Annotated in this window: 22 protein-coding genes; 13 read left to right on the top strand and 9 right to left on the bottom strand. The window is 69.3% G+C overall.

The features are described 5' to 3' along the window. Nucleotides 1-13 precede the first annotated feature (13 nt). Nucleotides 14-2,455 carry a DNA gyrase/topoisomerase IV subunit A gene (locus tag BLU02_RS02330; protein ID WP_060921808.1) on the top strand — a complete coding sequence of 814 codons (2,442 nt, stop codon included), beginning with the start codon at nt 14-16 and terminating at the stop codon, nt 2,453-2,455. 60 nt (nt 2,456-2,515) lie between these two features. Here BLU02_RS02330 and BLU02_RS02335 read toward each other — a convergent pair whose 3' ends face one another. Further along, complete coding sequence (locus tag BLU02_RS02335; RefSeq protein WP_082750011.1) at nt 2,516-4,627, bottom strand: DNA gyrase/topoisomerase IV subunit B; 2,112 nt, start codon at nt 4,625-4,627, stop codon at nt 2,516-2,518. A gap of 181 nt (nt 4,628-4,808) precedes the next feature. Here BLU02_RS02335 and BLU02_RS02340 point away from each other — a divergent pair, with 181 nt between their 5' ends. After that, a complete protein-coding gene (locus tag BLU02_RS02340) occupies nt 4,809-5,027 on the top strand; it encodes a DUF7455 domain-containing protein (protein WP_025103577.1) in 219 nt (72 codons plus the stop codon). 26 nt (nt 5,028-5,053) lie between these two features. Here BLU02_RS02340 and BLU02_RS02345 read toward each other — a convergent pair whose 3' ends face one another. After that, nucleotides 5,054-6,091: an alanine racemase gene (locus BLU02_RS02345; RefSeq protein ID WP_060921826.1), complete on the bottom strand. Its 1,038-nt coding sequence runs from the start codon at nt 6,089-6,091 to the stop codon at nt 5,054-5,056. 11 nt (nt 6,092-6,102) lie between these two features. Further along, nucleotides 6,103-6,807 carry an alanine racemase gene (locus tag BLU02_RS02350; RefSeq protein WP_231919622.1) on the bottom strand — a complete coding sequence of 235 codons (705 nt, stop codon included), beginning with the start codon at nt 6,805-6,807 and terminating at the stop codon, nt 6,103-6,105. A gap of 84 nt (nt 6,808-6,891) precedes the next feature. Here BLU02_RS02350 and BLU02_RS02355 point away from each other — a divergent pair, with 84 nt between their 5' ends. Further along, the gene (locus tag BLU02_RS02355; RefSeq protein WP_060921807.1) at nt 6,892-7,908 is read left to right on the top strand and encodes a sugar-transfer associated ATP-grasp domain-containing protein; all 1,017 of its coding nucleotides are present in this window, start codon (nt 6,892-6,894) and stop codon (nt 7,906-7,908) included. Between the two features lie 98 nt (nt 7,909-8,006). Here the strand turns inward: BLU02_RS02355 and BLU02_RS02360 are convergent, their stop codons facing one another. From BLU02_RS02360 to BLU02_RS02370, 3 genes are all read right to left on the bottom strand, one after another. Further along, nucleotides 8,007-8,699, bottom strand: coding sequence for a coenzyme F420-0:L-glutamate ligase (locus BLU02_RS02360; protein WP_060921806.1), 693 nt, complete (start codon nt 8,697-8,699; stop codon nt 8,007-8,009). Beyond that, the gene (locus BLU02_RS02365) at nt 8,699-9,892 is read right to left on the bottom strand and encodes an RNA polymerase sigma factor (RefSeq protein ID WP_370670652.1); all 1,194 of its coding nucleotides are present in this window, start codon (nt 9,890-9,892) and stop codon (nt 8,699-8,701) included. Before BLU02_RS02365 ends, BLU02_RS02360 begins: the two co-directional genes overlap by 1 nt. 215 nt (nt 9,893-10,107) lie before the next feature. Beyond that, nucleotides 10,108-11,049, bottom strand: a complete 942-nt coding sequence (locus BLU02_RS02370; protein WP_060921805.1) for a proteasome assembly chaperone family protein — start codon at nt 11,047-11,049, stop codon at nt 10,108-10,110. 114 nt (nt 11,050-11,163) lie between these two features. Here BLU02_RS02370 and BLU02_RS02375 point away from each other — a divergent pair, with 114 nt between their 5' ends. From BLU02_RS02375 to sucB, 3 genes are all read left to right on the top strand, one after another. Further along, complete coding sequence (locus BLU02_RS02375; RefSeq protein ID WP_060921824.1) at nt 11,164-12,642, top strand: leucyl aminopeptidase; 1,479 nt, start codon at nt 11,164-11,166, stop codon at nt 12,640-12,642. A 5-nt stretch (nt 12,643-12,647) separates the two neighbouring features. Further along, nucleotides 12,648-14,021, top strand: coding sequence for a dihydrolipoyl dehydrogenase (gene lpdA, locus BLU02_RS02380; RefSeq protein WP_060921804.1), 1,374 nt, complete (start codon nt 12,648-12,650; stop codon nt 14,019-14,021). Nucleotides 14,022-14,087: 66 nt separating this feature from the next. Then, a complete protein-coding gene (sucB, locus tag BLU02_RS02385) occupies nt 14,088-15,857 on the top strand; it encodes a 2-oxoglutarate dehydrogenase, E2 component, dihydrolipoamide succinyltransferase (RefSeq protein ID WP_083370867.1) in 1,770 nt (589 codons plus the stop codon). Nucleotides 15,858-15,872: 15 nt separating this feature from the next. Here the strand turns inward: sucB and BLU02_RS02390 are convergent, their stop codons facing one another. Further along, complete coding sequence (locus BLU02_RS02390) at nt 15,873-17,294, bottom strand: serine/threonine-protein kinase (RefSeq protein WP_157546980.1); 1,422 nt, start codon at nt 17,292-17,294, stop codon at nt 15,873-15,875. A gap of 162 nt (nt 17,295-17,456) precedes the next feature. Between BLU02_RS02390 and BLU02_RS02395 the strand changes: the two genes are divergently transcribed. Next, nucleotides 17,457-18,167, top strand: coding sequence for a DUF4191 family protein (locus tag BLU02_RS02395; RefSeq protein WP_025103588.1), 711 nt, complete (start codon nt 17,457-17,459; stop codon nt 18,165-18,167). Between the two features lie 57 nt (nt 18,168-18,224). On the opposite strand, the gene BLU02_RS02400 is transcribed toward BLU02_RS02395, so the two are convergent. Next, nucleotides 18,225-19,412, bottom strand: coding sequence for a RimK family alpha-L-glutamate ligase (locus BLU02_RS02400; protein WP_060923121.1), 1,188 nt, complete (start codon nt 19,410-19,412; stop codon nt 18,225-18,227). Between the two features lie 18 nt (nt 19,413-19,430). Here BLU02_RS02400 and BLU02_RS02405 point away from each other — a divergent pair, with 18 nt between their 5' ends. After that, complete coding sequence (locus BLU02_RS02405; RefSeq protein WP_060923122.1) at nt 19,431-19,919, top strand: ATP-dependent zinc protease family protein; 489 nt, start codon at nt 19,431-19,433, stop codon at nt 19,917-19,919. 3 nt (nt 19,920-19,922) lie between these two features. Here BLU02_RS02405 and BLU02_RS02410 read toward each other — a convergent pair whose 3' ends face one another. Beyond that, complete coding sequence (locus BLU02_RS02410) at nt 19,923-20,318, bottom strand: RDD family protein (protein ID WP_025103591.1); 396 nt, start codon at nt 20,316-20,318, stop codon at nt 19,923-19,925. Between the two features lie 147 nt (nt 20,319-20,465). Here BLU02_RS02410 and glnA point away from each other — a divergent pair, with 147 nt between their 5' ends. The 5 genes from glnA to BLU02_RS02435 all read left to right on the top strand — a co-directional run bounded on the left by glnA (nt 20,466) and on the right by BLU02_RS02435 (nt 24,432). Next, nucleotides 20,466-21,890, top strand: coding sequence for a type I glutamate--ammonia ligase (glnA, locus tag BLU02_RS02415; RefSeq protein ID WP_025103592.1), 1,425 nt, complete (start codon nt 20,466-20,468; stop codon nt 21,888-21,890). A 205-nt stretch (nt 21,891-22,095) separates the two neighbouring features. Next, nucleotides 22,096-22,386 (top strand): hypothetical protein, encoded by a 291-nt coding sequence (locus BLU02_RS02420; protein ID WP_060923123.1) that lies wholly within the window; start codon nt 22,096-22,098, stop codon nt 22,384-22,386. Then, nucleotides 22,386-23,672: a putative T7SS-secreted protein gene (locus BLU02_RS02425; RefSeq protein ID WP_060923124.1), complete on the top strand. Its 1,287-nt coding sequence runs from the start codon at nt 22,386-22,388 to the stop codon at nt 23,670-23,672. The genes BLU02_RS02420 and BLU02_RS02425 overlap by 1 nt, the downstream gene beginning before the upstream one ends. Beyond that, complete coding sequence (locus BLU02_RS02430) at nt 23,669-24,151, top strand: hypothetical protein (protein ID WP_060923125.1); 483 nt, start codon at nt 23,669-23,671, stop codon at nt 24,149-24,151. Before BLU02_RS02425 ends, BLU02_RS02430 begins: the two co-directional genes overlap by 4 nt. Then, a complete protein-coding gene (locus BLU02_RS02435; RefSeq protein ID WP_060923126.1) occupies nt 24,148-24,432 on the top strand; it encodes a WXG100 family type VII secretion target in 285 nt (94 codons plus the stop codon). The genes BLU02_RS02430 and BLU02_RS02435 overlap by 4 nt, the downstream gene beginning before the upstream one ends. Nucleotides 24,433-24,458 lie beyond the last annotated feature (26 nt).

Raw genomic sequence — 24,458 nt, forward strand, 5'->3', positions numbered from 1 at the left:
CCTCAGGAAGTCCATGCCGAAAACCCCGCCGCCCGAGCCCGTCGAGGAACGCATCCAGGACATCGATCTCTCTCACGAGATGCAGGGATCCTTCCTGGAGTACGCGTACTCCGTCATCTACTCGCGGGCACTCCCCGACGCCAGAGACGGCCTCAAGCCGGTGCAGCGCCGCATCCTGTTCCAGATGGCCGAGATGGGCCTGCGCCCGGACCGCGGTCATGTGAAGAGCGCCCGCGTCGTGGGCGAGGTCATGGGAAAGCTGCACCCCCACGGCGACTCGGCCATCTACGACGCGCTCGTCCGCCTCGCGCAGGAGTGGGCCCTCCGGGTGCCGCTCGTCGACGGTCACGGCAACTTCGGCTCCTTGGACGACGGCCCCGCCGCCGCCCGGTACACCGAGGCGCGCCTCGCCGCGCCCGCGCTGTCGCTCACCGAGAACCTCGACGAGGACGTCGTCGATTTCATCCCGAACTACGACGGCCAGTTCCAGCAGCCGGCCGTGCTGCCCGCGGCGTTCCCCAACCTGCTCGTCAACGGTGCCAGCGGCATCGCGGTGGGCATGGCGACCAACATGGCGCCGCACAACCTCATCGAGGTCGTCGCCGCGGCGACCCACCTGCTCGAGAACCCGGACGCCACCACCGAGGACCTCATGGAGTACGTCCCCGGTCCCGACTTCCCGTCGGGCGGGATCCTCATGGGGCTCGATGGCGTGAAGGACGCCTATACGACCGGGCGCGGTGCCCTCAAGGTCCGCGGGCGGACGTCGATCGAGCCGCTGGGCCCCCGGCGCACGGGCATCATCGTGTCGGAGCTGCCCTACATGGTCGGCCCGGAGCGTCTCATCGAGAAGATCCGCGACGCGGTGCAGGCGAAGAAGCTGCAGGGCATCAGCGACGTCACCGACCTCACCGACCGGAACCACGGCCTGCGCGTCGCGATCGGGATCAAGACCGGATTCGACCCGAACGCCGTCCTGGAGCAGCTGTACCGGCTCACTCCGCTGGAGGACTCCTTCAGCATCAACAACGTCGCCCTCGTCGACGGTCAGCCCCGCACGCTCGGGCTCAAGGAGATGCTCAGCGTCTACGTCGGCCACCGCATCGAGGTCATCACCCGCCGCAGCCGGTACCGCCTCGCCCGCCGGGAGGAGCGCCTGCACCTGGTGGAGGGGCTCCTCATCGCGATCCTCGACATCGACGAGGTCATCCAGGTCATCCGCTCCTCGGACGACACGGAGCAGGCCCGCACCCGACTCCGGTCGGTGTTCGACCTCAGCGAGCCGCAGGCCGAGTACATCCTCGAACTGCGACTGCGCCGCCTGACCAAGTTCTCCCGCATCGAGCTCGAAGCGGAGCGCGACGCCCTCCTCGCGGAGATCGCGTCGCTGCGCGAACTGCTCGCCAGCCCGGCGCTGCTGCGCGCCGCCGTCGCCCAGGAGCTGGACGCCGTGGCGGAGGCCTACGGCACGCCGCGCCGCACGCTGCTGATGAACGCCGCCCCGCCGAAGCCCCGCGCGACGAAGGGCGCGGTGGATCTGCAGATCGCCGATGCTCCGACCACCGTGGTCCTGTCGACGACGGGCCGCGCCGTGCGCGTGGACCTCGGCGAAGGACAGGAGCTCACCGCCCCGGCCCGGCGGAGCAAGCACGACGCCATCCTCGCGACGGTCGAGACGACGGTCCGGGGCGAGGTCGGGGCGCTCACCAGCACGGGACGCGTCGTCCGCTTCTCCCCCGTCGACCTGCCCTCGGTGCCCGGCACCTCGGTGCAGCTCGCCGCGGGGACTCCGCTGCGCGACTACCTCGGGATCACGACCAAGGGCGAGCGCATCCTCGGGTTCGTCCGTTTCGACAGCGAGACCCCCGTCGCCCTCGGCACCGCTCAGGGCATCGTGAAGCGCATCGTGCCGTCGACCCTGCCCGTGCGGCCCGACCTGGAGGTCATCGGCCTCAAGGCCGGCGACGCCGTGGTCGGTGCGGCCGACGCTGCGGATGACGCCGACCTCGTGTTCCTCACCACCGACGCGCAGCTCCTCCGGTTCTCGGCTTCGACGGTCCGCCCCCAGGGCGCCCCGGCGGGCGGCATGGCGGGCATCAAGCTCGGCTCCGGCGCCTCTGTCCTCTTCTTCGGCGCCGTCCGCCCGGACACGGAGGCCGTCGTCGCCACGGTGTCCGGTGCGGAGAGCATCCTGCCAGGCACCGATCCCGGCCGCGCGAAGGTCTCGGCCTTCACGGAGTACCCGTCGAAGGGCCGCGCGACTGGCGGCGTCCGCGCCCACGCCTTCCTGAAGGGCGAGGACCGCCTCACCGTCGCCTGGGTCGGCCCGAGTCCGGCACTGGCCGTCGACCCCACCGGCGCGGTGCGCAAGCTCCCGGACGTGGGGGCACGACGCGACGCCTCCGGTCAGCCGATCGACGGCGTCATCGGCAGCATCGGCCGCACGCTCGTCTGATCCGTTCCACGAAGAAGGGGACCCGGCCACGCCGGGTCCCCTTCTTCGTGACCTCTGCACTCAGGCGTCGATGGACTCGCGGGAGAGCTGGTCTGCGGAGTCGATGATGAACTCCCGCCGCGGGGCGACCTCGTTGCCCATGAGGAGTTCGAAGACGCGGCCCGCCGCCTCGGCGTCCTCCATCCGGACGCGGCGGAGCAGACGACCGGAGCGGTCCATCGTCGTGTTCGCGAGCTGCTCGGCGTCCATCTCGCCGAGACCCTTGTAGCGCTGGATCGGCTCGTGCCAGCGCTTGCCGGCCTTGCGGAGCTTCGCGAGCAGCGCGTGCAGCTCCTGCTCGCTGTAGGTGTAGATCGTCTCGTTCGGCTTGGATCCCGGATTGATGACGATGATCCGATGCAGCGGCGGCACGGCGGCGAACACCCGTCCGTTCTCGATGAGGGGCCGCATGTAGCGGAAGAAGAGCGTGAGCAGCAGAGTGCGGATGTGCGCGCCGTCGACGTCGGCGTCGCTCATGAGGATGATCTTCCCGTAGCGCGCGGCGTCGATGTCGAAGGTCCGACCGGAGCCGGCCCCGATCACCTGGATGATGGACGCGCACTCGGCGTTGGACAGCATGTCGCCGACCGACGCCTTCTGCACGTTGAGGATCTTCCCGCGGATCGGCAGCAGCGCCTGGAACTCGCTGTTGCGCGCGTTCTTCGCCGTGCCGAGGGCCGAGTCGCCCTCGACGATGAAGAGCTCGCTGCGCTCCACGTCGTTCGTCCGGCAGTCGACGAGCTTGGTCGGCAGGGTGGACGACTCGAGCGCGTTCTTCCGGCGCTGCGTCTCCTTGTGGGCGCGTGCCGACACGCGGGCCTTCATCTCGGAGACGATCTTGTCGAGCAGCTGCGTGGCCTGGCTCTTGTCGTCGCGCTTGGTGGAGGTGAAACGCTGCTGAAGGTCCTTGCGCATCACCTGGGCCACGATCTGGCGCACGGCGGGCGTGCCGAGCACCTCCTTCGTCTGACCCTCGAACTGCGGCTCCGGTACGTTGACCGTGAGGACCGCGGTGAGGCCGGCGAGGACGTCGTCCTTCTCGAGCTTGTCGTTGCCGACCTTGAGCCGGCGGGCGTTCTGCTCGACTTGGCTGCGGAGCACCTTCAGCAGCTCCTGCTCGAAGCCCTGCTGATGCGTGCCGCCCTTCGGCGTGGAGATGATGTTCACGAAGGAGCGGATGCGGGTGTCGTAGCCGGTGCCCCAGCGCAGGGCGATGTCGACGGCGCAGACGCGCTCGACCTCGGTCGCCACCATGTGCCCGTCCGGCTGCAGGACCGGGACGGTCTCGGTGAACGTGCCCTCCCCCTGGATGCGCCAGGTGTCGGTCACCGGCGGGTCGACCGCGAGGTAGTCCACGAACTCGGAGATGCCGCCCTCGTAGAGGTACGAGGTCTCCACGGGGCCGGTCGGCGCACCGTCCTCCCCCACCCCGGCGCTCGCGGCGCGCTCGTCGCGCACCACGATCTCGAGCCCGGGGACCAGGAAGGCCGTCTGACGCGCCCGCGTCTCGAGCTCGGCGAGCTGGAACGCGGCGTCCTTGGTGAAGATCTGGCGGTCGGCCCAGTACCGCACCCGCGTGCCGGTGACGCCGCGCGGCGCCTTGCCGACGACGCGCAGCTCGCTGTTCTCCTCGAACGGGGTGAACGGCGCATCGGGCCGCTTCTCCCCCGAGTCCTGGAAGATGCCGGGCTCACCGCGGTGGAAGGACATCGCGTAGGTCTTGCCGCCGCGGTCGACCTCGACGTCGAGGCGCTCGGAGAGCGCGTTCACGACCGAGGCGCCGACGCCGTGCAGACCGCCCGATGCCGCATAGGAGCCACCGCCGAACTTCCCTCCGGCGTGCAGCTTCGTGTACACGACCTCGACGCCGGTCAGACCGGTCCGGGGCTCGACGTCGACGGGGATGCCGCGACCGCGGTCGTGCACCTCGACGCTGCCGTCGTCGTGGAGGATGACGTCGATCCGGGAACCGTTGCCGGCGACGGCCTCGTCCACGGAGTTGTCGATGATCTCCCAGAGGCAGTGCATGAGCCCGGGCGAACCGTTCGAGCCGATGTACATGCCGGGGCGCTTGCGGACCGCTTCGAGTCCTTCGAGCACCTGGAGATGATGGGCGGAGTACTCGGCATTCACAATCTCCGAGTCTATTCGCGGGAGGGAGTCGCCCCTCGCAGACACTCCCCGGGGCGCCGCCTTCGCGGGTGCGCGCGTACGCGCTGAGCGAAACACGCCGTCGACCGGGCATGCCCCCAGGTGCAGCGTGGTTGTATTGAGCACGACCAACAAGGACGCCGACACCCGAGGAGGCCCCGAGATGAATGCAACGACCGAACGTGAGACCTCCGCTGTCGAGTACCGCCTGACCGCGATGGACCGCTGCGACTCGTGTGGAGCGCAGGCCTACATCGCCGCCGAGGTCAACGGTTCCGAGCTGCTCTTCTGCGCCCACCACGGCCGCAAGTACGAAGAGAAGCTGCGCAGCGTGGCCACGAGCTGGCACGACGAGACCGCCCGTCTCATCGAGACGGTCTGATCAGCGCCTGACCCGGCCGGGCCGGTTCAGTCCACGACCCTCCGCCGAATCCGCGGACCGAGGCGGGTGAGGATCTCCTCGCCCACCGTATCGATCCGCTCGGCGAGGGTCGTTGCTGTCTCCTCCCCCTGTGCGCCGGGGCCGAAGATCGTCACCTCGTCGCCGACCGCCATCCCCGGCCAGCCTTCGACCGTCATCGTGGCGACATCGATGGTCGACACGGCACGCGAGCCGGCGGGGGTGCCCACCGTCATCCCGGTCAGCGTGGAGGGGACGCCGTCCAGGCTCCCGACGGCGACGATCGCGTTCTCGCCCTCCACCCGCACGACCGGCGCGACGAGACGCGCCGCGGGACGGATCCCGTCGAGGTCCGGGCCGTCCGCCGAGCGGATGCCGTAGCAGAACGCGCCGATCCGCGACACGGTCCCGCGCAGCTCGGGTCGCCACCAGGACGCGGCCGAGGCCGTGAGGTGCACAGACGCCGGCTGCGGCCCGGTCAGGCCGGCCTGCCGGACGGCGTCGAGGAACACGGCCTGCGCCTCGTCGTCCTCGGCATCGCTCGCCTCGGCGATGTGGCTCCAGACGCCGACGAGCGCGAGGGCGCCGGACCGCTCGGCGTCCCGGGCATCGGCGACCGCGGCCGCCCAGTCCTCCGGGCGCACGCCGTTGCGGTGCAGCCCGGTGTCGATCTTGAGGTGGATCCGTGCGCGCACGCCGAGGACCTCCGCCCGGGCGGCGATGCGCCGGAGATATTCGACCGTGCCGACGCCGAGCTCGATGTCCTGCAGGAGCGCCTCGTCGATCTCCTCATCTGTCGAGGTCGCCCAGGCGAACACCGTCACCTCTCCGCCCGCGATGCGCCGGACCTCGACGCCTCCGCGCACGTCATAGCTGCCGAACGACGTCACCCCGGCCTCGAGGCCCGTCTCGACCGCCCAGCGGAGCCCGTGGCCGTAGGCATCGTCCTTGAGGACCAGCATCAGCGTGGAGTCGCCGAGGCGGTCACGGACCGCCGCGATGTTCGCGCGGAAGACGGCGCTGTCCAGACGCAGTTCGGGGCGCATCGGGCCTCCCATCATGCCTCCCATCCGCGCACGGCGTGCGCTCCCGGGACCGCGACGAGCTCAGCCGGGGTCATCCGAGTGAGCTCCGCCCAGCGCGCGATGGCGCCGGAGGCGGGTCCGGTCCCTCCGAAGTAGGTCACCGCGTCGCCGACCTCCGCGGGAGCCCCCTGGAGGTCGATGACGCAGACGTCCATCGCGACACGCCCGACGATGGGGTGCAGCGCGCCGTCGATCTCCACGTCCGCGTGGTTGCCCAGGGCCCGGACGATGCCCTGAGCGTAGCCGCCCGTCACGAGCGCGACCGTGGTGTCCGCCGCCGCCCGGAAGGTGTAGCCGTACGAGACGGCCTCTCCCGCCCGCAGGCGCTTGGTGGACATGACACGGCCGACCAGGCGCATGACCGGAGGCGTCGTCGGGAGGCCCTCCGCGGACGGCAGCCCGTAGAGGAGAGCGGGATCGACGTCCGGCTCTCCGGTGATCGTGGCGGTGATGCCTTCGAGACGGAGCGCCTCGACCTCTCCGGGGGAGTCGACGAGGACCTCCTCCGCTCCTGCCGCGGTCACCGCCTGGGCGACGGCGAGCAGACCGTGACCCCACGCATCGCGCCGCAAGTCGGCCCGGCGACCTCCCGCCTGGATCGCCGCGGACGCGCCGGCAGCGAGGGCCGAACGCGAGATCATCGCCTGCGGAAGCGCACTCGAACTCGTGTCACACACGTGCTCCAGCCTAGCTTCCGCGCTCCCAGGAGCCTGGGGGCTCCCCGCGTAGACTGGGACGTCGATCCCTAGACCCGGAGCTTCATGTCTCGTCTTTCTCTCGCGCCCCGCATCCGCTACCTCCTCGGCCGTGCCCGCCGCATCGACGTCGGTTCGGTGTTCGAACGCGCCAAGGAGGCCTCGGCCCAGCATCACCGGCCCGTGCCCACGATCGTCGCCGACATGCTCTGGTCGGCGGCCCGTCACAACGTCGGCTTCCAGGACTACATCGACTACGACTTCGCGATGCTGAACCGGGCCGAGCGTGAGACGTACATGACGCACCCCGTGTCCAACCAGCTCTCGCAGAAGTACGACCACCCCGACTTCCGCTGGATCTTCCAGGACAAGATCGAGTTCAACCGCAAGTTCTCCGCGCACCTGCACCGTGAGTGGATGGTGGTCGAGGAGGGGAACGCCGACGAGGTCCGCGCCCTGACGGAGCGCCTCGGCACGATCGTCACGAAGGAGCCGGTCGGCCAGGCCGGGACCGGTGTGCACCGGTATCACGCGGCCGACATCACGGACTGGACCGAGTTCCACCGCGGCCTCCTCGATCGCGGCGAGCTGCTGATCGAACAGGTCATCCGCCAGCACGACGACCTCGCAGCCGTGTGCCCCGGGACCGTGAACACCACGCGCATCACCGCGTTCTTCGACGGCGAGAAGGCGCACATCCTCGCGATGGCGCAGAAGTTCGGACGCGGCGCGGTGAGCGACCAGATGACCTTCGGCGGCTTCTACACGATGCTCGACGAGAACGGGCACGCGGTGGGGGCCGGCTACGACTCGCACGGCCACGTCCACGAGACGCACCCGGACTCCGGGTTCCGTATCGCCGACTTCCAGCTGCCCTATATGGACGAGGTGCGGGCGTTCATCGATCAGGTCGCCCGCGTCGTGCCGCAGGTGCAGTACGTCGGCTGGGACGTCGTCGTGACCCCTGACGGCCCCGTGCTCGTCGAGGGCAACTGGGGCGCAGGCGTGTACGAGAACAAGCCCAGCGTCACCGGCATCCGCACCGGGCACAAGCCGCGGTACCGCGAGGTCATCGGCTTCTGAGCCTGTCGAAGCGTCGACCCGGCCCCTTACGAACGAACCGGCCCCTTGCGTTCAAACGCAAGGGGCCGGTTCGTATGTAAAGGGGTGGTTCGACCCGCTCAGACCGCGCGGACGATGCCGAGCGGGGTGGACTCGAGGCCCTGCCCCAGCGGGTTGTCACCGAGGATCTTCACCAGCCGCAGCTCCCCCGCCTTGTCCAGCGTGGAGCCGAGGATGTTGCCGCCGAGATCGTTGATGTCGACCACGGCCACCTCCGCCTGACCGCCGATCAGCGTCTTCAGGTGCGCCGCGACCCGGTCCGGATCCTTCGGCCCGAGCACCACAGCCTCGTTGTACGGAGGGATGGTGTGCTTCGTCGGTCCGTCGATCGCGCGCGCCTTGTCCCCCGCGATGCGGTAGAAGTCGCCCTTGCGCCCGAACGCCTTGGTGATCGCCGAGACGGCCGCCGCGAAGAGGATGCGCGGCGTACCGCACTCGCGCAGCGCCATCTCCATCGTCTCCGGCATGCCGAGACCGATGCCGTACGGCGTGCGCGTGACGTACTTCGACAGGAACAGCGCGAGCTTCCGCGGCTTGATCTCGTCCAGGCGGTAGGACCGCCCCTGCGTGATCGCGACGATCTTCTCGGTCACGAAGAGGAGGTCACCCGGCTGGACGGCATCTTTGGCGTACTCCGTGATGATGGCGTCGAGATCGTCGTCCGGCATCACGACACGGGTGCGCAGCGGGATCCGCGCGTAGCTCTTTCCGTCGACGCTCGTCTCGAGCGCCTTGCCCTCGTTCGCCTGCATCACTCGAGGTAGTCCCGCAGCGACTGCGAGCGGCTCGGGTGGCGCAGCTTGGCCATCGTCTTGGACTCGATCTGGCGGATGCGCTCACGCGTCACCCCGAACGTGTCACCGATCTGGTCGAGCGTCTTCGGCTGACCGTCGCCCAGGCCGAAGCGCATCCGGATCACGCCGGCCTCGCGCTCGGAGAGCGAGTCGAGGAGCTGCTCGAGCTGACGCTGCAGCATCGTGAAGCCCACGGCATCGGCGGGGACCACGGCCTCGGTGTCCTCGATGAGGTCGCCGAACTCGCTGTCGCCATCTTCGCCGAGCGGCGTGTGCAGGGAGATCGGCTCGCGGCCGTACTTCTGTACCTCCACGACCTTCTCGGGGGTCATGTCGAGCTCGCGGCTCAGCTCCTCCGGGGTGGGCTCGCGACCGAGGTCCTGGAGCATCTGGCGCTGCACGCGGGCGAGCTTGTTGATGACCTCGACCATGTGCACCGGGATGCGGATCGTGCGGGCCTGGTCGGCCATGGCACGCGTGATCGCCTGACGGATCCACCAGGTGGCATAGGTCGAGAACTTGAAGCCCTTGGTGTAGTCGAACTTCTCGACGGCGCGGATCAGGCCGAGGTTGCCCTCCTGGATCAGGTCCAGGAACTGCATCCCGCGTCCGGTGTAGCGCTTGGCGAGGGAGACGACGAGACGGAGGTTCGCGCCGAGGAGGTGGCTCTTCGCGCGCTGACCGTCACGGGCGACCCACTGCAGGTCGAGTCCGAGCTGGCTCGTCTTCTCGGCGGGAGACATCGCGGAGAGCTTCTCCTCCGCGAACAGACCCGCCTCGATGCGCATCGCGAGCTCGACCTCTTCGGCCGCGTTCAGCAGCGCGACCTTTCCGATCTGCTTCAGGTAGTCCTTGACCGGGTCGGCCGTCGCGCCGGTGATCTGGGTCGAGTAGACCGGGACCTCTTCGTCGTCCTTGGAGGAGATGACGATCGCACCGGTCGGCAGCGGCTCGGTGAAGGCCGGCTTCGCGTCGTCCTCCTCCTCGTCGCCCGCGGCGTCTTCGGAGCCCTCGGCCGCAGCGGCGTCGTCTTCCTCGACGACGTCGTCCGACTTCTTCTTCTTCGCGGGGGCGCGCTTGGCCGCGGCGCGCTTGGGCGCGGGAGCCGCTTCGGTCGCTTCGACGTCCTCGACCTCGGGATCCGCGGTGATCTGATCGGCCTTCTTCGTCCGCGTGTTCTTCGTCGTGGCAGGAGTCACGTTTCGCCTTTCACGGGGCCGCTGGGAGACCCCGGGACATTTCGGACACTAGTAAGACCCTTGTCAAGTCCAGCGCTCGAAAACACTGATTGACAACGGGTCGGACTCCTAGTATCGCACACGTATGGCGATGGGGACGCATTCGAGGGCGATCCGCTGCGAGAGATTCAGCCGCGCCCCGGCTTGTCCTCGTCGCCGGACGGACGCGAGGCGAGGTAGCGCTCGAGCTCGGCCGCGAGTTCATCGGCGCTGGGCAGGTCGCGTTCGCTGAACCCGCCCTCGTCGTACGAGTCGTCTTCGGGGTCACGACCGGCCATGTAGGCGTCGTAACGACGTTCGAGGTTGTGCACCATCTGCTGCAGCTCGTCGTTCGCCGCGACCTGCTCGTCGACCCGGGCGATGTAGTCCGCGCGCCGCTCCTGCACCGCGTCGAGCATGAGCACGAGACCGGTCGACGCCATGAGCTTCTCTGCCGCCGCGCTGACCGCCTCCGGATTCTCGGTCTCGGCGAGGTAATGCGGCACCAGCAGCACGAAGCCGACGACGCGTTCACCCCGCTCCGCGAACCGGAACTCGAGCAGGTGGCCGGCGGTCGCGGGCACCTGCGTGCGCGGACGCCACACGGAGTGTGACACCACGAGATCGCGCCGATTACCGCTCACCGTCGTCCCGATGGGACGCGTGTGCGGCACGGGCATGGCGATGGAGTGGACCCAGTGCAGTCCCGAGGCCTCGAACTCCGCAGCGAGATCCAGAACGGTCTCCGCGAAGGCGTTCCACGCGAAGTCGGGCTCATACCCCGTGAGCAGCAGGAACGGGCGTCCCAGCGCATCCGTGGCGAGGGAGAGCTCGAGGCGCGGCGGGCGGAACTCGGCGAGGTGGTCCTGGTCGAACGAGATGACCGGGCGGCGCGCGCGGTAGTCGAGGAGCACATCGTTGTCGAAGATCGCGAGCGGCTGCGGCGACGTCGTCTCCCGCAGGTGATCGATGAGCCCGGACACCGCACTGCCGGCGTCGGTGAACCCGGTGAGCAGCATCACGAGAGGCAGGCCGTGGGGCACCGCGGGGGCGTTCGCGACGCGTTCGTGGATCTCTCCGGAGAAGGGCATGTCTCCATGCTACGAGCCGCACCCGGAGCCGGGCTCTGACGTGTCTCGCTGAGAGCGAACACACCCCGGCCGCCGGACCGACGACCCCGGTACGGAGATCCTAGGATGGAGAGCATGACGCTTCCCGTGCTCTCGCACACCACCGATCAGTTCCCCGGAAGCGCTGCCGATGCCGCAGTGCTCGTCGTCCCCGATCACTCCGAGTCGGCCGAGTCGCTGGCGGCTCACCCCGGTCTCGCCGACGTCCTGGCGGGCATCGGCTTCACCGGCGCCGCCGGAGCGTTTGCGCGGGTCTACGCCCCCGAGGTGACGACCCTCCCCTTCGCGGTCGTCGGCGTCGGCTCTACCATCGACGACGCGTCCGTGCGGAGCGCCGCCGGCACGGCTCTTCGCTCCCTCACCGGCTTCGACACCGTCGCGCTCGGCCTCGCCTCCGGGCTCGAGGCGCACGCGGCCGCCGCGGCGGAGGGCGCCGTCCTCGGTGGCTACCGCTTCGATGACTACCGCGCCGAGAACGGCAGGAAGAAGCGGGCGACGGCGGTCGTCGTCCACGCCCCGCTCGACGACGCGACCGTCGCTCGCGCCCAGGCCACGGGCGAGGCTGTCGCCCTCATCAAGGACCTCGTGAACGTGCCCGCGGAGTGGCAGAGCCCCGCACAGCTCGCGCAGAGCGCCGCCGACAGCGTCGCCGACCTCGACGTCACCGTGCAGATCCTCGACGAGACCGCTCTCGCGGAACAGGGTTTCGGCGGCATCCTCGGCGTCGGCCAGGGCTCCGACCGCCCACCGCGTCTCGTCCGCCTCGACTACGCGCCGGCGGACGCGCAGCGCCACATCGCCCTCGTCGGCAAGGGGATCACGTTCGACACCGGTGGGCTCTCCCTGAAGCCGGCCGCGTCGATGGTCGGCATGAAGTTCGACATGGCGGGCGCCGCCACCTCTCTCGCCGCGCTCCGCGCCATCGCAGCCCTGCGACTTCCCGTGCACGTGACCGCCTGGCTCTGCATCACCGACAACATGCCGTCCGGCCGCGCCCTCCGCCCCGGCGACGTCATCCGCATCCTCGACGGCACCACCGTCGAGGTGCTGAACACCGACGCGGAAGGGCGCCTCGTCCTCGCCGACGGCCTGGTCGCCGCGAGCCGGGAGAACCCCGACGTCATCATCGACGTCGCGACCCTGACCGGCGCGATCGTCGCGGCCCTCGGCCACCGCCACACGGGTGTCTTCGGCGACGACGAGACGGTCGCGGAGTTCCTCGCCGCCGCTGCGCGCACGGGAGAGCCGGCGTGGCACATGCCCCTGCCCGCCTACATGGAGGAGACGCTGGACTCCCCCATCGCCGACATGATCAACGCCAACATGGGAGATCGGATGGGCGGCGCGTCCTTCGCCGGCCTCTTCCTGCGACGCTTCGTCGGCCGCACCTCGGACGCGGACGACGCGAAGCGCATCCCCTGGGTGCACCTGGACATCGCGGGCTCCGGTGAACACGCCGGCGCCCCCTACGGCTTCACCGAGAAGGGCCCCACGGGGGCGATGGTCCGATCGATCATCGCCTTCGCCGAAGCAGCATCCCACCCGGAGGCATGACACCCATGACAACCCACACCTTCGACATCGTCGTCCTGGGCGGCGGCAGCGGCGGGTACGCCGCGGCACTGCGAGCGAGCGAGCTCGGCAATTCCGTCGCACTGATCGAGAAGGACAAGGTGGGAGGCACATGCCTCCACCGCGGGTGCATCCCCACCAAGGCGCTGCTGCACGCCGCCGAGGTGGCGGACCACGTGCGCGACGCCTCCTCCGTGGGAGTCACGGCCTCGTTCGGCGGGATCGACGTCGCCGGGGTGCGCACGTACCGCGAGGGCATCGTCGCCAAGAAGTACAAAGGCCTCGAGGGGCTCGTGAAGGCGCGCGGGATCACGACGGTCCCCGGGCTCGGCCGCCTGAACACGGACCGGAGCATCAGCGTGGGCGACGACGTCTACGTCGGCACCGACGTGATCCTCGCCACGGGCTCCTACAGCCGCTCGCTGCCGGGGCTCGAGATCGGCGGACGGATCCTGACCAGCGAGCAGGCCCTCGCCCTGGACGTCATCCCCGAGCGCGTGCTCATCCTGGGCGGCGGCGTGATCGGCGTCGAGTTCGCGAGCGTATGGCGCTCCTTCGGCGCCGAGGTCACCATCGTGGAGGCCCTGCCCCACCTCGTCCCGAACGAGGACATCGCGATGAGCAAGGGCCTCGAACGCGCGTTCCGCCGGCGTGGCATCCAGTACTCGCTCGGCGTGCGCTTCCAGACCGCCACGCAGGACGACTCGTCCGTGACCGTCACCCTGGAGGACGGCAAGGAGCTCACTGCCGACTACCTCCTCGTCGCCGTCGGCCGCGGCCCCGCCACCGCCGACCTGGGATTCGAGGAGGCCGGCGTGCGCCTTGACCGGGGGTTCGTGACGGTGGACGACGAGCTCCGCACCGGCGTCCCCGGCGTGTGGGCGGTCGGCGACATCGTCCCGGGTCTCCAGCTCGCCCACCGCGGGTTCCAGCAGGGCATCGCGGTCGCCGAGCGCATCGCGGGCCTCACCCCCGTGAACGTCCCTGACGTGCAGATCCCCAAGGTGACCTACTCCAGCCCCGAGGTCGCCTCGGTCGGTCTCACCGAAGAGGCGGCGATCGCGGCACATGGCGCCGACGCCGTCCACTCCTACGAGTACAACCTCGCGGGGAACGGGAAGAGCGAGATCATCGGCACGGGCGGCCTCGTCAAGGTCGTCCGCCTCAAGGACGGTCCCGTCCTCGGCGTGCATCTCCTCGGCGACCGCGTCGGCGAGCTCATCACCGAGGGGCAGCTCGCGGTCGCGTGGGAAGCCCACCCGGAGGACATCGCGCCGCTCATCCACGCCCACCCGACCCAGAGCGAGGCCCTCGGCGAAGCCTTCCTCGCGCTGGCCGGAAAGCCCCTGCACGCCCTCTGAGCACCAACCGGTGCCCGAGTCACTAAGCTAGACAAGCGTCATACAACTTCTGAAGGAGACTCAGTCATGAGCACATCCGTGGTCCTCCCCGCTCTCGGTGAGAGCGTCACAGAGGGTACGGTCACCCGCTGGCTCAAGCAGGTGGGAGACACCGTCCAGGCGGACGAGGGCCTGCTCGAGATCTCGACCGACAAGGTCGACACCGAGATCCCCTCTCCCGTCACCGGCGTCATCGAGGAGATCCTCGTCGCCGAGGACGAGACCGTCGAGGTCGGTGCTCTGCTGGCCCGCATCGGTGACGGCAGCGGCGCGGCCCCTGCCGGCGATGCCTCTGCCGCCGCCGAGGCCGCTCCGGCCGAAGCCGCCGCCCCCGCCGCTCCGGAGCCCGAGGCGGCTCCCGCAGCGGAGCAGCAGGCTCCCGCCGAGTCCGCTCCCGCCGAGGCCGCCCCTGCGGCTCCGTCCGGCGACGCGACGGACATCGTGCTCCCCGAGCTCGGCGAGAGCGTCACCGAGGGCACGGTCACCCGCTGGCTCAAGCAGGTCGGCGACTCGGTCGAGGTCGACGAGGCGCTCCTCGAGATCTCCACCGACAAGGTCGACACCGAGATCCCGTCGCCGGTCGCCGGCGTGCTGCAGGAGATCGTCGCCGGCGAGGACGAGACCGTCGAGGTCGGCGCCGTGCTGGCTCGTGTCGGTTCCGGTGCTGCTCCCGCGGCTCAGCCCGAGGCTCCCGCCGCGCCGCAGGCCGAGGCTCCCGCCGCGCCGGCTCCGCAGGCCGAGACTCCGGCTGCACAGCCCGAGGCTCCGGCTGCTCCTGCCCCGCAGGCCGCTGCTCCCGCCGCGCCGGCCCAGCCCGCTGCTCCCGCACAGCCCGCTGCTCCGGCACAGCCCGCGCAGGCCGAGGCTCCCAAGCTGTCGCTGCCGACCGAGAGCGACAACCTGTACGTGACCCCGCTCGTCCGCCGTCTGGCTGCGCAGCAGGGTGTCGACCTCGCCACGGTCAAGGGCACCGGCGTCGGAGGCCGTATCCGCAAGGAGGACGTCCTCAAGGCGGCCGAGACGGCGACCGCCGCACCGGCGGCCGCCGCGGCACCGGCTCCGGCACCCCTCGAGGTGTCGCCGCTGCGCGGGACCACTCAGCCGATGTCGCGCCTGCGCAAGGTCCTCGCCAAGCGCGCGGTCGAGTCGATGCAGCAGACCGCTCAGCTCACCACCGTGGTCGAGGTCGACGTCACCGCTCTCGCCGAGTACCGCGACAGCGTCAAGGCGTCCTTCCTCGAGAAGACGGGCGACAAGCTCTCCTTCCTGCCGTTCTTCGCGCTGGCGGCGGCGGAGGCTCTGCAGGCCTTCCCGATCATCAACGCGACGGTCGACGGCGAGCAGATCGTCTACCCGGCCTCCGAGAACGTCTCGATCGCGGTCGACACCGAGCGCGGTCTGCTCACGCCGGTGCTCCGCGACGCGGCGTCGAAGAACATCGCCGAGATCGCCCACGAGATCGCCGACCTCGCGGCGCGCACGCGCGACAACAAGCTGAAGCCCGACGAGCTCGCGGGCGCCACGTTCACGCTGACCAACACCGGTTCGCGCGGCGCGCTGTTCGACACCCCCGTGGTGTTCCTGCCGCAGTCGGCGATCCTCGGCACCGGCACGGTCGTCAAGCGCCCTGGCCTGGTCAAGGTCGGCGGCACGGACGCGATCGCGGTGCGCTCCTATGTGTACCTGGCCCTGTCGTACGACCACCGCATCATCGACGGTGCCGACGCGGCCCGCTTCCTCGGCGCTGTCAAGGCTCGCCTGGAGGCCGCGCAGTTCAGCGGTCAGCTCGGCGCCTGACTCGACGGCTTCGTCTCACCTCGGCTGGTCCGCGACGCGATATGCGTCGCGGACCAGCCATTTCTCTTCTATGCGCGCGAGAACGAGAGTGATCGCACCCTCCGTCCCCTCCTCGTCAGCGGACGATGACGGCACTTCCAGCACGGCGATGTCTCCATACCGATCGATGAGAGCGGCGTCCTGGACGTCGGCGGCTCCGGAGACGAGCGGGATGACCTCCGACGGGCTCGCCGCGACCGCGGAAGCGCACACCCGGTCCTCCTGAGCTTCGCACTCCTCGATCTGGGCCACGAGCCCCGGCAGGGCGAGCACCGGATCGTCGCCCGTCGGCGCCACCGGTGTGCGGGCCGCGGGAGCCGGCGACGGGGAGTCTACGTCCGCAGAGTCGGCCCCCGCTCGATGGGGCGAGGCCGAGGGCCGGCTCTCCGGGGGCCCGTCCGCCGGATCATCTCGCTCGTTAGGCCACAGCAAGCCGGCAAGCAGCACCACCACCGCGCCGGCACCGGCCACGGCGAGAACCCGCGGCCGTCGGGATCCGGTCCCCCGCTCCGGTGCGGCCCGGCGCGGCCTGCCGGCCTGCTGGCCGATGAGGGCTCGCGTCCTGCCGACGAGGCGGTCACGCAGAACGAGAATGTCGGCAACGATCCGTGTCGAGCGCGGTCCGCCCGCTCCTTCCACCCGCGCCCGGCGGTGCCGCAGTCGCGCACGGGCAACCGGCTCGACCCGGACGCGCCGCAGCGCCCCGGCCACCCGCGTCTCCACGGGGGGGCCTGCCCGGTCTTCGGCCGCCTCTTCCAAAGGTCGCGGCGCCGCCATCTCCAGGAGCTCGCTCTCCACCTCCTCGAGCAGCCGCCGTGGCACCCTGCGCTGTGCCGCGGCCGTGTCGATTCGATCCCGGGCGCGGTCGAGAGCCCGGGCCAGCATCTTGTCCGTACACTCCGCGCGCAGCCGGCCTACGATCTCGGAGACGGCAGACGCCGCCTCCTGGCCGGGCCCGACCACAAAGAGCGGCCGGCCACCCTCGGTGAGCCACCATGTTCCCTGCGCCTCGACAGCCGGCGCCGGACCCAGCTCCGCCAGTCCGCGCAGCAGACTCACGACCACCGTGCCGATCTCCCCGGGCGGCAGCCCACCCTGTGTCCGGAGCCGTCGGTCCAGGTATGACTCCAGCCGCTCCGTGCACCAGGGAAGCAACACGTCATGCCCGTCCAGCCGTCGGGCGATGTCGACCGGAGCCGCGATGTGCTGAGAGCCCGCGTACCGCCAGCCCGCCCAGCCGGCGAAGCTCTCAGCTTCGGCGCGCACGAGCGGCCCGTCCGGTGAGGTCACGAGCGCACCGTGGAATGGCCCTTCGGAGCGGTCGAGGAGACGGATCGTGCGGTGCGCCTGGGCGAGCACGACCGGTTCCTGCAACGGAGTCTCACGCGCTGGTGTCATGTGGTCCATCCCACCCGACCCGCCGGACCCGCCGTGCCTGTTCGGTGCCGCCGGGAGGGGATCCGGTCGCGGTCCGAATTGTGCAGGAACGGTTACCCTCTGCTCTCCGCTGCACGCGAACGGCGGCATCGCAAGGCGCTCGGACTCGGTAGGCTGGTCTCCATGGCAAAGCGTGCTCCCGAACCCGAGAAGCGTCCTGGGTTCTTCTCCCAGATCAAGTCCCTCTTCCGGTTCACGCGCGAGGCCTACCCCTGGCTCCCCTGGGCGCAGGCCGCGATCCTCATCGGCGGCGTGCTGCTCGGTCTCCTGGCCGGCTACCTGATCCCGCCGTTCCAGGTGTGGACGCTCGTGCTCTGGGCGATCACCGGCCTCATGCTCGGCGTGCTCGGCGCCCTCTTCCTCATGACCAGGCTCTCGACCTCGGCCATGTACACGAAGATCGACGGCATGCCCGGTGCGACGGGTCACGTGCTCAGCACCAGCCTGGGTCGCCAGTGGCAGGCTTCCGAGACCCCGGTGGGCATCAACCCGAAGACGCAGGAGGCCGTGTACCGGACGGTCGGCCGCGGCGGCATCGTCGTCGTCGGCGAAGGCGCCCGCGGACGTCTCACGCGGCTGGTGAACGAGGAGCGCAGCCGGGCGCAGCGCGTCGCCCATGGCGTGCCGATCACGGTGCTCTACGTCGGGCACGGCGAGGACGAGGTCCCCATCGCCGACCTCGCGAAGACCATCAAGAAGCTCCCGAAGGCCATCGACAAGGCCACGATGGCGGCCGTCATCCGCCGCATCGACTCGGTCTCGCAGTCGCTGTCGTCGCTCCCCATCCCGAAGGGGATCGACCCGACGAAGGTGCGGGCGCAGCGTCCGCGCTGACCCGCTCCCCCGAACCGCGAAGCGCGGCCGTCCTCACCGAGGGCGGCCGCGCTTCTCTTATTCCGAGAGCGGCTGTTTGGGGAGACGGCGCACCTTCGCCCGGCGGCGACGACGCTCGGGGATCATGGAGCGCATCTCATCGAGCTTGCCGAAGCAGAACAGGCGGTCGTCGGGTTCGAGGACCACGTGCTTGCGCGGGTTCGGGATCACGCTCACCCCGCGGTGCAGCGTGAGGACGGTGATGTCGCGTTCCCACAGACCCGCCTCCCCCAGCGTCTTGCCGACGAGGTCGGCGGCGCCGTGGACCATGAGCTCGGCGACGCCGTATCCCGTGGAGACCGTGAGGCGCTGCCGCACGTCGATCTCCGGGAAGGCCACCTGACCGGCGATGTAGTCGATGATCGCGCCCGCGACGTCGAGCTTGGTCGCGGTCTCGATGCCCTGCAGGCCCGGGGAGGAGTTGACCTCCATCACCAGGGGTCCCTCGTCCCCCTCCAGCATGTCCACGCCGGCGACGCGGAGTCCCATGATCTGGGCCGATCGCACGGCGGCCCGCTCGTAGACCGGGTCGAGCTCGATCGCCTCGACCGAGCCGCCACGGTGCACGTTCGAGCGGAACTCGTCTCCGGCCGCCGAGCGCCGCATCGCCGCGACCACGCGGTCCCCGACGACGAGCGCGCGGATGTCGCGCCCCCGGCTCTCGGCGATGAACTTCTGGATGAGCACGTTCTGCTTGGTGGAGTGGAGCGTCTCGATGATGGCCTCGGCCACCTTCACCTGAGGCGCGAGGATGACGCCGATGCCCTGGGTGCCCTCGAGCAGCTTGATCACCACGGGAGCACCCCCGACGCGCTCGATCGCCGGTCGCACGTCGGCGCGGTTGCGCACGAAGGCCGTCGGAGGCATAGCGATGTTGTGCCGGGAGAGGATCTGGTTCGCCCGCAGCTTGTCGCGCGCGCTGGAGATGCCGTTCGCCGTGTTGGGGGTGTAGACGTCCATCTGCTCGAACTGCCGCACCACGGCGGTGCCGAAATACGTGATCGAGTTGCCGATGCGGGGCAGGATCGCGTCGTAGTCGCTGAGCTGCCGGCCCCGGTAGTGCAGGTCGGGCTCATCGGAGGTCAGGTCGATCGCGAAGCGCAGCGTGTTGAGCACCTTCACGTTGTGGCCCCGCTGCAGTGCGGCCGCGCGGAGGCGTTGGGTGGAGTACGCCTGCGGCGCACGGGACAGCACTGCGATCTTCACGGGGGATTTCCTGCCAGGATGTATCAGGTGAGTAGGTCTACCCATTCAAACACCCTTACGGGGTGGCGCGAGTGGGTGAGCCTGCCCGATCTCGGCGTCGACTGGATCAAAGCCAAGATCGACACCGGCGCCCGCACCTCGTCCCTGCACGCGTTCGACATCCAGGAGTTCGCACGCGACGGCGAGGCCTGGGTGCGTTTCCGCGTGAAGCCCTGGCAGGACAGCCAGGAGGACGCCGTCGTCGTGGAGTCCCCCATCCACGACCGCCGGGCCGTCCGGAGTTCGTCCGGGCACGCGCAGGAGCGTCTCGTCGTGCAGCTGATGATCCGGCTCGTCGACCGGGAGGTGATGGCCGAAGTGACCCTGAGCAACCGGGACGAGATGGGATTCCGCATGCTGATCGGCCGCGAAGCGCTGCGCCGCGGCTACGTCGTCGACCCGGCGCGTTCCTTCCTCGGCGGCCGCGCACCCCGTGAGGCACGCCGGCGCAACCGCGGCCGCGCCTGAGCGTCAGGCGCGGATGAGGACCGTTCCCACGGCCTTGTCGTGCAGACCGCGCTGATCCGGGTCCCACACCACGGCCGGAATCACGATCAGCAGCAGCAGCGTGCGTACGATCGGGCGCCATAGGCCGACCCAGCCGCCGTCGAGACGGACGACGCGCATGCCGAGGATGCGGTGCCCGGGGCTGCCGCCCGCGGTCGGGATGAAGAGGATCTGCACGACGCCGAAGATGAGCAGCGTGGCGAACGGGTCGTACTGGAAGAACGCGACGGAGAGGATGACGGCTGCCGTCCAGTCGATCGCGAGGGCGCCGATCCGGCGACCGGGGCGGCCGATGCTTCCCGGTCCGGACTCCGGGAGTCCGAGTCGCTCACCGGGGTACGTGTTCACAGCATCCGTCACCCCTCCAGCCTACCGAGGCTGTGGATGCCCTCCGATCCTGCTCACGCTGTAACACGGACGAAACAAAGCGGATACCGTGGAGAAATCCCCCGTCCGTACTGTGCAAAGTGGCCCCGAAGCCATCGATCCGCATCACAGGAGTCGTACATGTTCAAAGATTCGTCCGAGGTACTGGCCTACATCAAGGAGAACGACGTCAAATTCCTTGACATCCGTTTCACCGACCTCCCTGGTGTGCAGCAGCACTTCAACATCCCTGCGGCGACGGTCGACGAGGCCTTCTTCACGGACGGACAGCTGTTCGACGGCTCCTCCATCCGCGGCTTCGCCAGCATCCACGAGTCGGACATGCAGCTCATCCCGGATGTGACGACGGCGTACATCGACCCCTTCCGCGAGGCGAGCACCCTCGTGATGATCTTCGACATCTACAACCCGCGCACCGGCGAGATCTACTCGAAGGACCCGCGTCAGGTCGCGAAGAAGGCGGAGAAGTACCTCACCTCCACCGGCATCGCCGACACCGCGTTCTTCGCTCCCGAGGCCGAGTTCTACATCTTCGACGACGTGCGCTACTCCGTGACGGCCGGCGAGAGCTTCTACAAGGTCGACTCCGAGGAGGCCGCGTGGAACACCGGCCGCGAGGAGGAGGGCGGGAACCTCGCCAACAAGACCCCCTACAAGGGCGGCTACTTCCCCGTCAGCCCGGTCGACAAGACGGCCGACCTGCGCGACGACATCACCCTCAAGCTCATCGATGCGGGCTTCATCCTCGAGCGCTCCCACCACGAGGTGGGCACGGCCGGCCAGCAGGAGATCAACTACCGCTTCGACACCATGGTGCACGCGGCCGACGACATCCTGAAGTTCAAGTACATCGTCAAGAACACCGCCGAGGAGTGGGGCAAGGTCGCCACCTTCATGCCGAAGCCGCTGTACGGCGACAACGGCTCGGGTATGCACACCCACCAGTCGCTATGGAACGACGGCAAGCCGCTGTTCTACGACGAGGCCGGCTACGGTCAGCTCAGCGACATCGCGCGGTGGTACATCGGCGGCATCCTGGCCCACGCGCCGGCGCTGCTCGCCTTCACCAACCCGACGCTGAACAGCTACCACCGTCTGGTCAAGGGCTTCGAGGCTCCGGTCAACCTGGTCTACTCGGCCGGCAACCGCTCCGCCGCGATCCGCATCCCGATCACGGGCTCGAACCCGAAGGCCAAGCGCATCGAGTTCCGCGCCCCCGACGCCTCGGGCAACCCGTACCTCGCCTTCGCCGCGCAGCTCATGGCGGGCCTCGACGGCATCAAGAACCGCATCGAGCCGCACGAGCCCGTCGACAAGGACCTCTACGAGCTCCCGCCCGAGGAGGCCAAGAACATCCCGCAGGTGCCGAACTCCCTGCTGGACTCGCTCGAGGCGCTCCGCGCCGACCACCAGTTCCTCCTCGAGGGCGGCGTGTTCACCGAGGAGCTCATCGAGACCTGGATCTCCTACAAGTACGAGAACGAGATCCTGCCGATCGCTCAGCGCCCGCACCCGTTCGAGTACGAGCTGTACTTCGGAGTCTGAGCCGAACGCAGATCGCGAAAGAGTCCGTCCCCATCCGGGGGCGGGCTCTTTCGCTGCATGGGAACCTTGCGGCTACGGCAGCCCTACCCCCCACGTACTCATTTGGGGTTACTTCCTACGCATATTCAGACATTTCGCTATCCTCTGACCCTGTCTTGACCTATGCTCGATCCCGCAGCCGGGGGGCTCGCAGGAAGAGGGCGGCATGTCGCAGGATTATGAGGTCGACACGGATGTGTTGCGGGCGATGGCGGCGAAGACGCGGCGCGTCATCGCCGACGTCGGGGCGACCGACCTCACCCCGCCGACGAGCGCCGGCCACGAGTGGGTGGTCGCAGCCTCTGAGCGGTTCGCCGAAACGTGGTCTGCCGGCCTCGCAGCGCGGGTGACGGACTCCGACGACTTCACCGAACGTCTGGCGACGACGGCCCGGGTCTTCGATGAGGGGACGGATGCCGCGAAGGCCGAGGTCGACGCGATGATCTGGGAAGAGTGATGGAGCTCGGGCAGACCCGCTCCGCCACCGCCCTCATCCCTGGCTCCCCCGGCGAGGTCAGGCAGACAGCCGAGGGGTGGAAGGCACACGGCACGACTGCAGCACGGGTGCACGACCAGCTCGCGTCGCTCGACGATGAGGGCACCTGGACGGGCGAGGCCTACGACGCGTACCTGACGCGCTTCGATCGTCAGCTGCTGCACTGGTCGAACGCCGGCGACGGGCTCCGCGAGGGCGCTCACGCCCTGTTCACCTGGGCGGATGCGCTGGAGTGGGCGCAGGAGGAAGCCGCGCGCGCCATCACTCTCTGGGACGAGGCCGAGCAGCAGGCCGCCACGGCACTGGCCGCGCACCGCGCTTACGTCCGCGAGCTTCGGGTCGGGCAGGGCCTTCGGCACCCGGAGGTGGAGGTGCCATTCGTCGACCCGTCCGGTCCCGCGCATGAACAGGCCAGAGAGGTGCTGTACAACGCCCGGGCGACGCTGGAGGTCTTCGCCCGAGACTGTGCAGTCCGGTTGGACCAGGCCGCAGAGGCCGCGCGCATGCCGCTCACCGAGGCTGAGGCCGCGACCGCAGCCCAACATGCCGTCACCGAGGCGGTGTTCACCCTTGCTGTCGTGCAGCCGTTCCAGGCCACGACGGACATGCTCGCCGTCTCCGCACAGACGCTGTGGGAGCACCCGGACATCATCCTCGAACTCCTCGGCGGGGCTGCGACCTTCATCGGAGGCGCCGCACTCGCTGTCGGTGGCGGAGGTCTGACGGTGACCGGAGTCGGTGCCATCGCCGGCGCGCCCGCCGTCGCTGCCGCAGGCGTCGGCGTCGCCGGAGTCGGTGCGGGACTCATCGGCGACGCGGCAGGGCGATGGTTCCGGGAAACCGACCGAGCCGCCGACCCCCGCAAGGGCGTCGATCGCGGGGATGGACGAGACTACGAGGGCAAATACGCAAACGGTCAGGAGAACAAGCCGTGGGTCGACAAAGAGAAGATCGGACTTGACAAGTTCGCCGCTGAAGAGCAAGTGGAAGTGATCCGCACCAAAGCCAAGGTGGGCTACGACGGCGCGCCGCAGGACGGCCGATACTATGACGGCCTCGTCCGAAACCCTGACGGGACGTTCACAGCCATCGAGGTCAAGTCAGGTGGTGCTTATGACGCGTATTTCCGGCCGGGGAGCACACAGCGCCAGTTCGACGCGCAAGTGAACGATGGGGCCGTTGCGAGAGGGCGGCTCAATGGTGAGAGTATCGAGATTTCTAGGGTGATTGTGAGAAGGGAACCATGAGCAGCTACGGACCGTTCGCAGAGAGAACCCCACGCGGCCAGGAAGGGTGGATTGAAGAGGTCTTTCGTCCGGTCCCGGACACTCTTCGGCTGAGGCTCGAAGCACTGGACGGCCTGGAGACATTCACCTACATCATCTGGCGGGGCAGCGACCCGACGAGCATCGTGGGGTTCGACTCCAAGCCTGGTGGATCCTTCATGCAGGCGGCGGGTTCAGCCGATCAGATGACCGTGGAGGTCCGGTTGACAGGGCCTGACGGTCAGACCCGCCTGTACACGGTCGGTCGTCCCGAGCCTGCCGATGGGACGACGCTGATCCCGATCAGTCAGACCCGTGCGGTGCGCGTGTTCTCGAACGAGGTGTTCACCGCCGACGAAGCCGCGGTCATCTTCTACACCTACTACCTCACCGACGCCGTCGCTCAGCCGTACGTCCTCCGCGAGCTCGACCTCAGCCAAGAACTGTCGGAGCAACGATGAGAGTAGCGGTCCGTCACGACGCCATTAGCGACACGGTCGCGCGTCTCGCCCTCACCGTACGGCAGTTCCAGGAGCGGCTCGACGCCCTCGACGCGGAGGCCGCTCGACTTCGATCCTCATGGTCCGGTGAGGCGCAGGCAGCATACGACCGCGCCCACCACGACTGGGACACCGCCATCCGCCGTATGAAGGCCGCCCTCGCCGAAGCCAACCGACGACTCATCACCGCCAACGCCATCTCCATGGAGACCGCCAGCACCGCCGCCCGCCTCTGGAAGTGACGCTCATACGGTCCGAGATGGAACCC

Origin of the sequence: Microbacterium paraoxydans (assembly GCF_900105335.1) — a bacterium.
GTDB classification, from domain to species: Bacteria; Actinomycetota; Actinomycetes; order Actinomycetales; family Microbacteriaceae; genus Microbacterium; species Microbacterium paraoxydans.

Excerpts from the sequence above, each read along its gene's own strand:
- BLU02_RS02330 (WP_060921808.1), top strand. The coding sequence starts at position 14 with ATGCCGAAAACCCCGCCGCCCGAGCCCGTCGAGGAACGCATCCAGGAC.
- BLU02_RS02340 (WP_025103577.1), top strand. The coding sequence starts at position 4,809 with ATGAATGCAACGACCGAACGTGAGACCTCCGCTGTCGAGTACCGCCTG.
- BLU02_RS02345 (WP_060921826.1), bottom strand. The coding sequence starts at position 6,091 with ATGCGCCCCGAACTGCGTCTGGACAGCGCCGTCTTCCGCGCGAACATC.
- BLU02_RS02355 (WP_060921807.1), top strand. The coding sequence starts at position 6,892 with ATGTCTCGTCTTTCTCTCGCGCCCCGCATCCGCTACCTCCTCGGCCGT.
- BLU02_RS02360 (WP_060921806.1), bottom strand. The coding sequence starts at position 8,699 with ATGCAGGCGAACGAGGGCAAGGCGCTCGAGACGAGCGTCGACGGAAAG.
- BLU02_RS02370 (WP_060921805.1), bottom strand. The coding sequence starts at position 11,049 with ATGCCCTTCTCCGGAGAGATCCACGAACGCGTCGCGAACGCCCCCGCG.
- BLU02_RS02375 (WP_060921824.1), top strand. The coding sequence starts at position 11,164 with ATGACGCTTCCCGTGCTCTCGCACACCACCGATCAGTTCCCCGGAAGC.
- lpdA (WP_060921804.1), top strand. The coding sequence starts at position 12,648 with ATGACAACCCACACCTTCGACATCGTCGTCCTGGGCGGCGGCAGCGGC.
- sucB (WP_083370867.1), top strand. The coding sequence starts at position 14,088 with ATGAGCACATCCGTGGTCCTCCCCGCTCTCGGTGAGAGCGTCACAGAG.
- BLU02_RS02390 (WP_157546980.1), bottom strand. The coding sequence starts at position 17,294 with ATGACACCAGCGCGTGAGACTCCGTTGCAGGAACCGGTCGTGCTCGCC.
- BLU02_RS02395 (WP_025103588.1), top strand. The coding sequence starts at position 17,457 with ATGGCAAAGCGTGCTCCCGAACCCGAGAAGCGTCCTGGGTTCTTCTCC.
- BLU02_RS02405 (WP_060923122.1), top strand. The coding sequence starts at position 19,431 with ATGTATCAGGTGAGTAGGTCTACCCATTCAAACACCCTTACGGGGTGG.
- glnA (WP_025103592.1), top strand. The coding sequence starts at position 20,466 with ATGTTCAAAGATTCGTCCGAGGTACTGGCCTACATCAAGGAGAACGAC.
- BLU02_RS02420 (WP_060923123.1), top strand. The coding sequence starts at position 22,096 with ATGTCGCAGGATTATGAGGTCGACACGGATGTGTTGCGGGCGATGGCG.
- BLU02_RS02425 (WP_060923124.1), top strand. The coding sequence starts at position 22,386 with ATGGAGCTCGGGCAGACCCGCTCCGCCACCGCCCTCATCCCTGGCTCC.
- BLU02_RS02430 (WP_060923125.1), top strand. The coding sequence starts at position 23,669 with ATGAGCAGCTACGGACCGTTCGCAGAGAGAACCCCACGCGGCCAGGAA.
- BLU02_RS02435 (WP_060923126.1), top strand. The coding sequence starts at position 24,148 with ATGAGAGTAGCGGTCCGTCACGACGCCATTAGCGACACGGTCGCGCGT.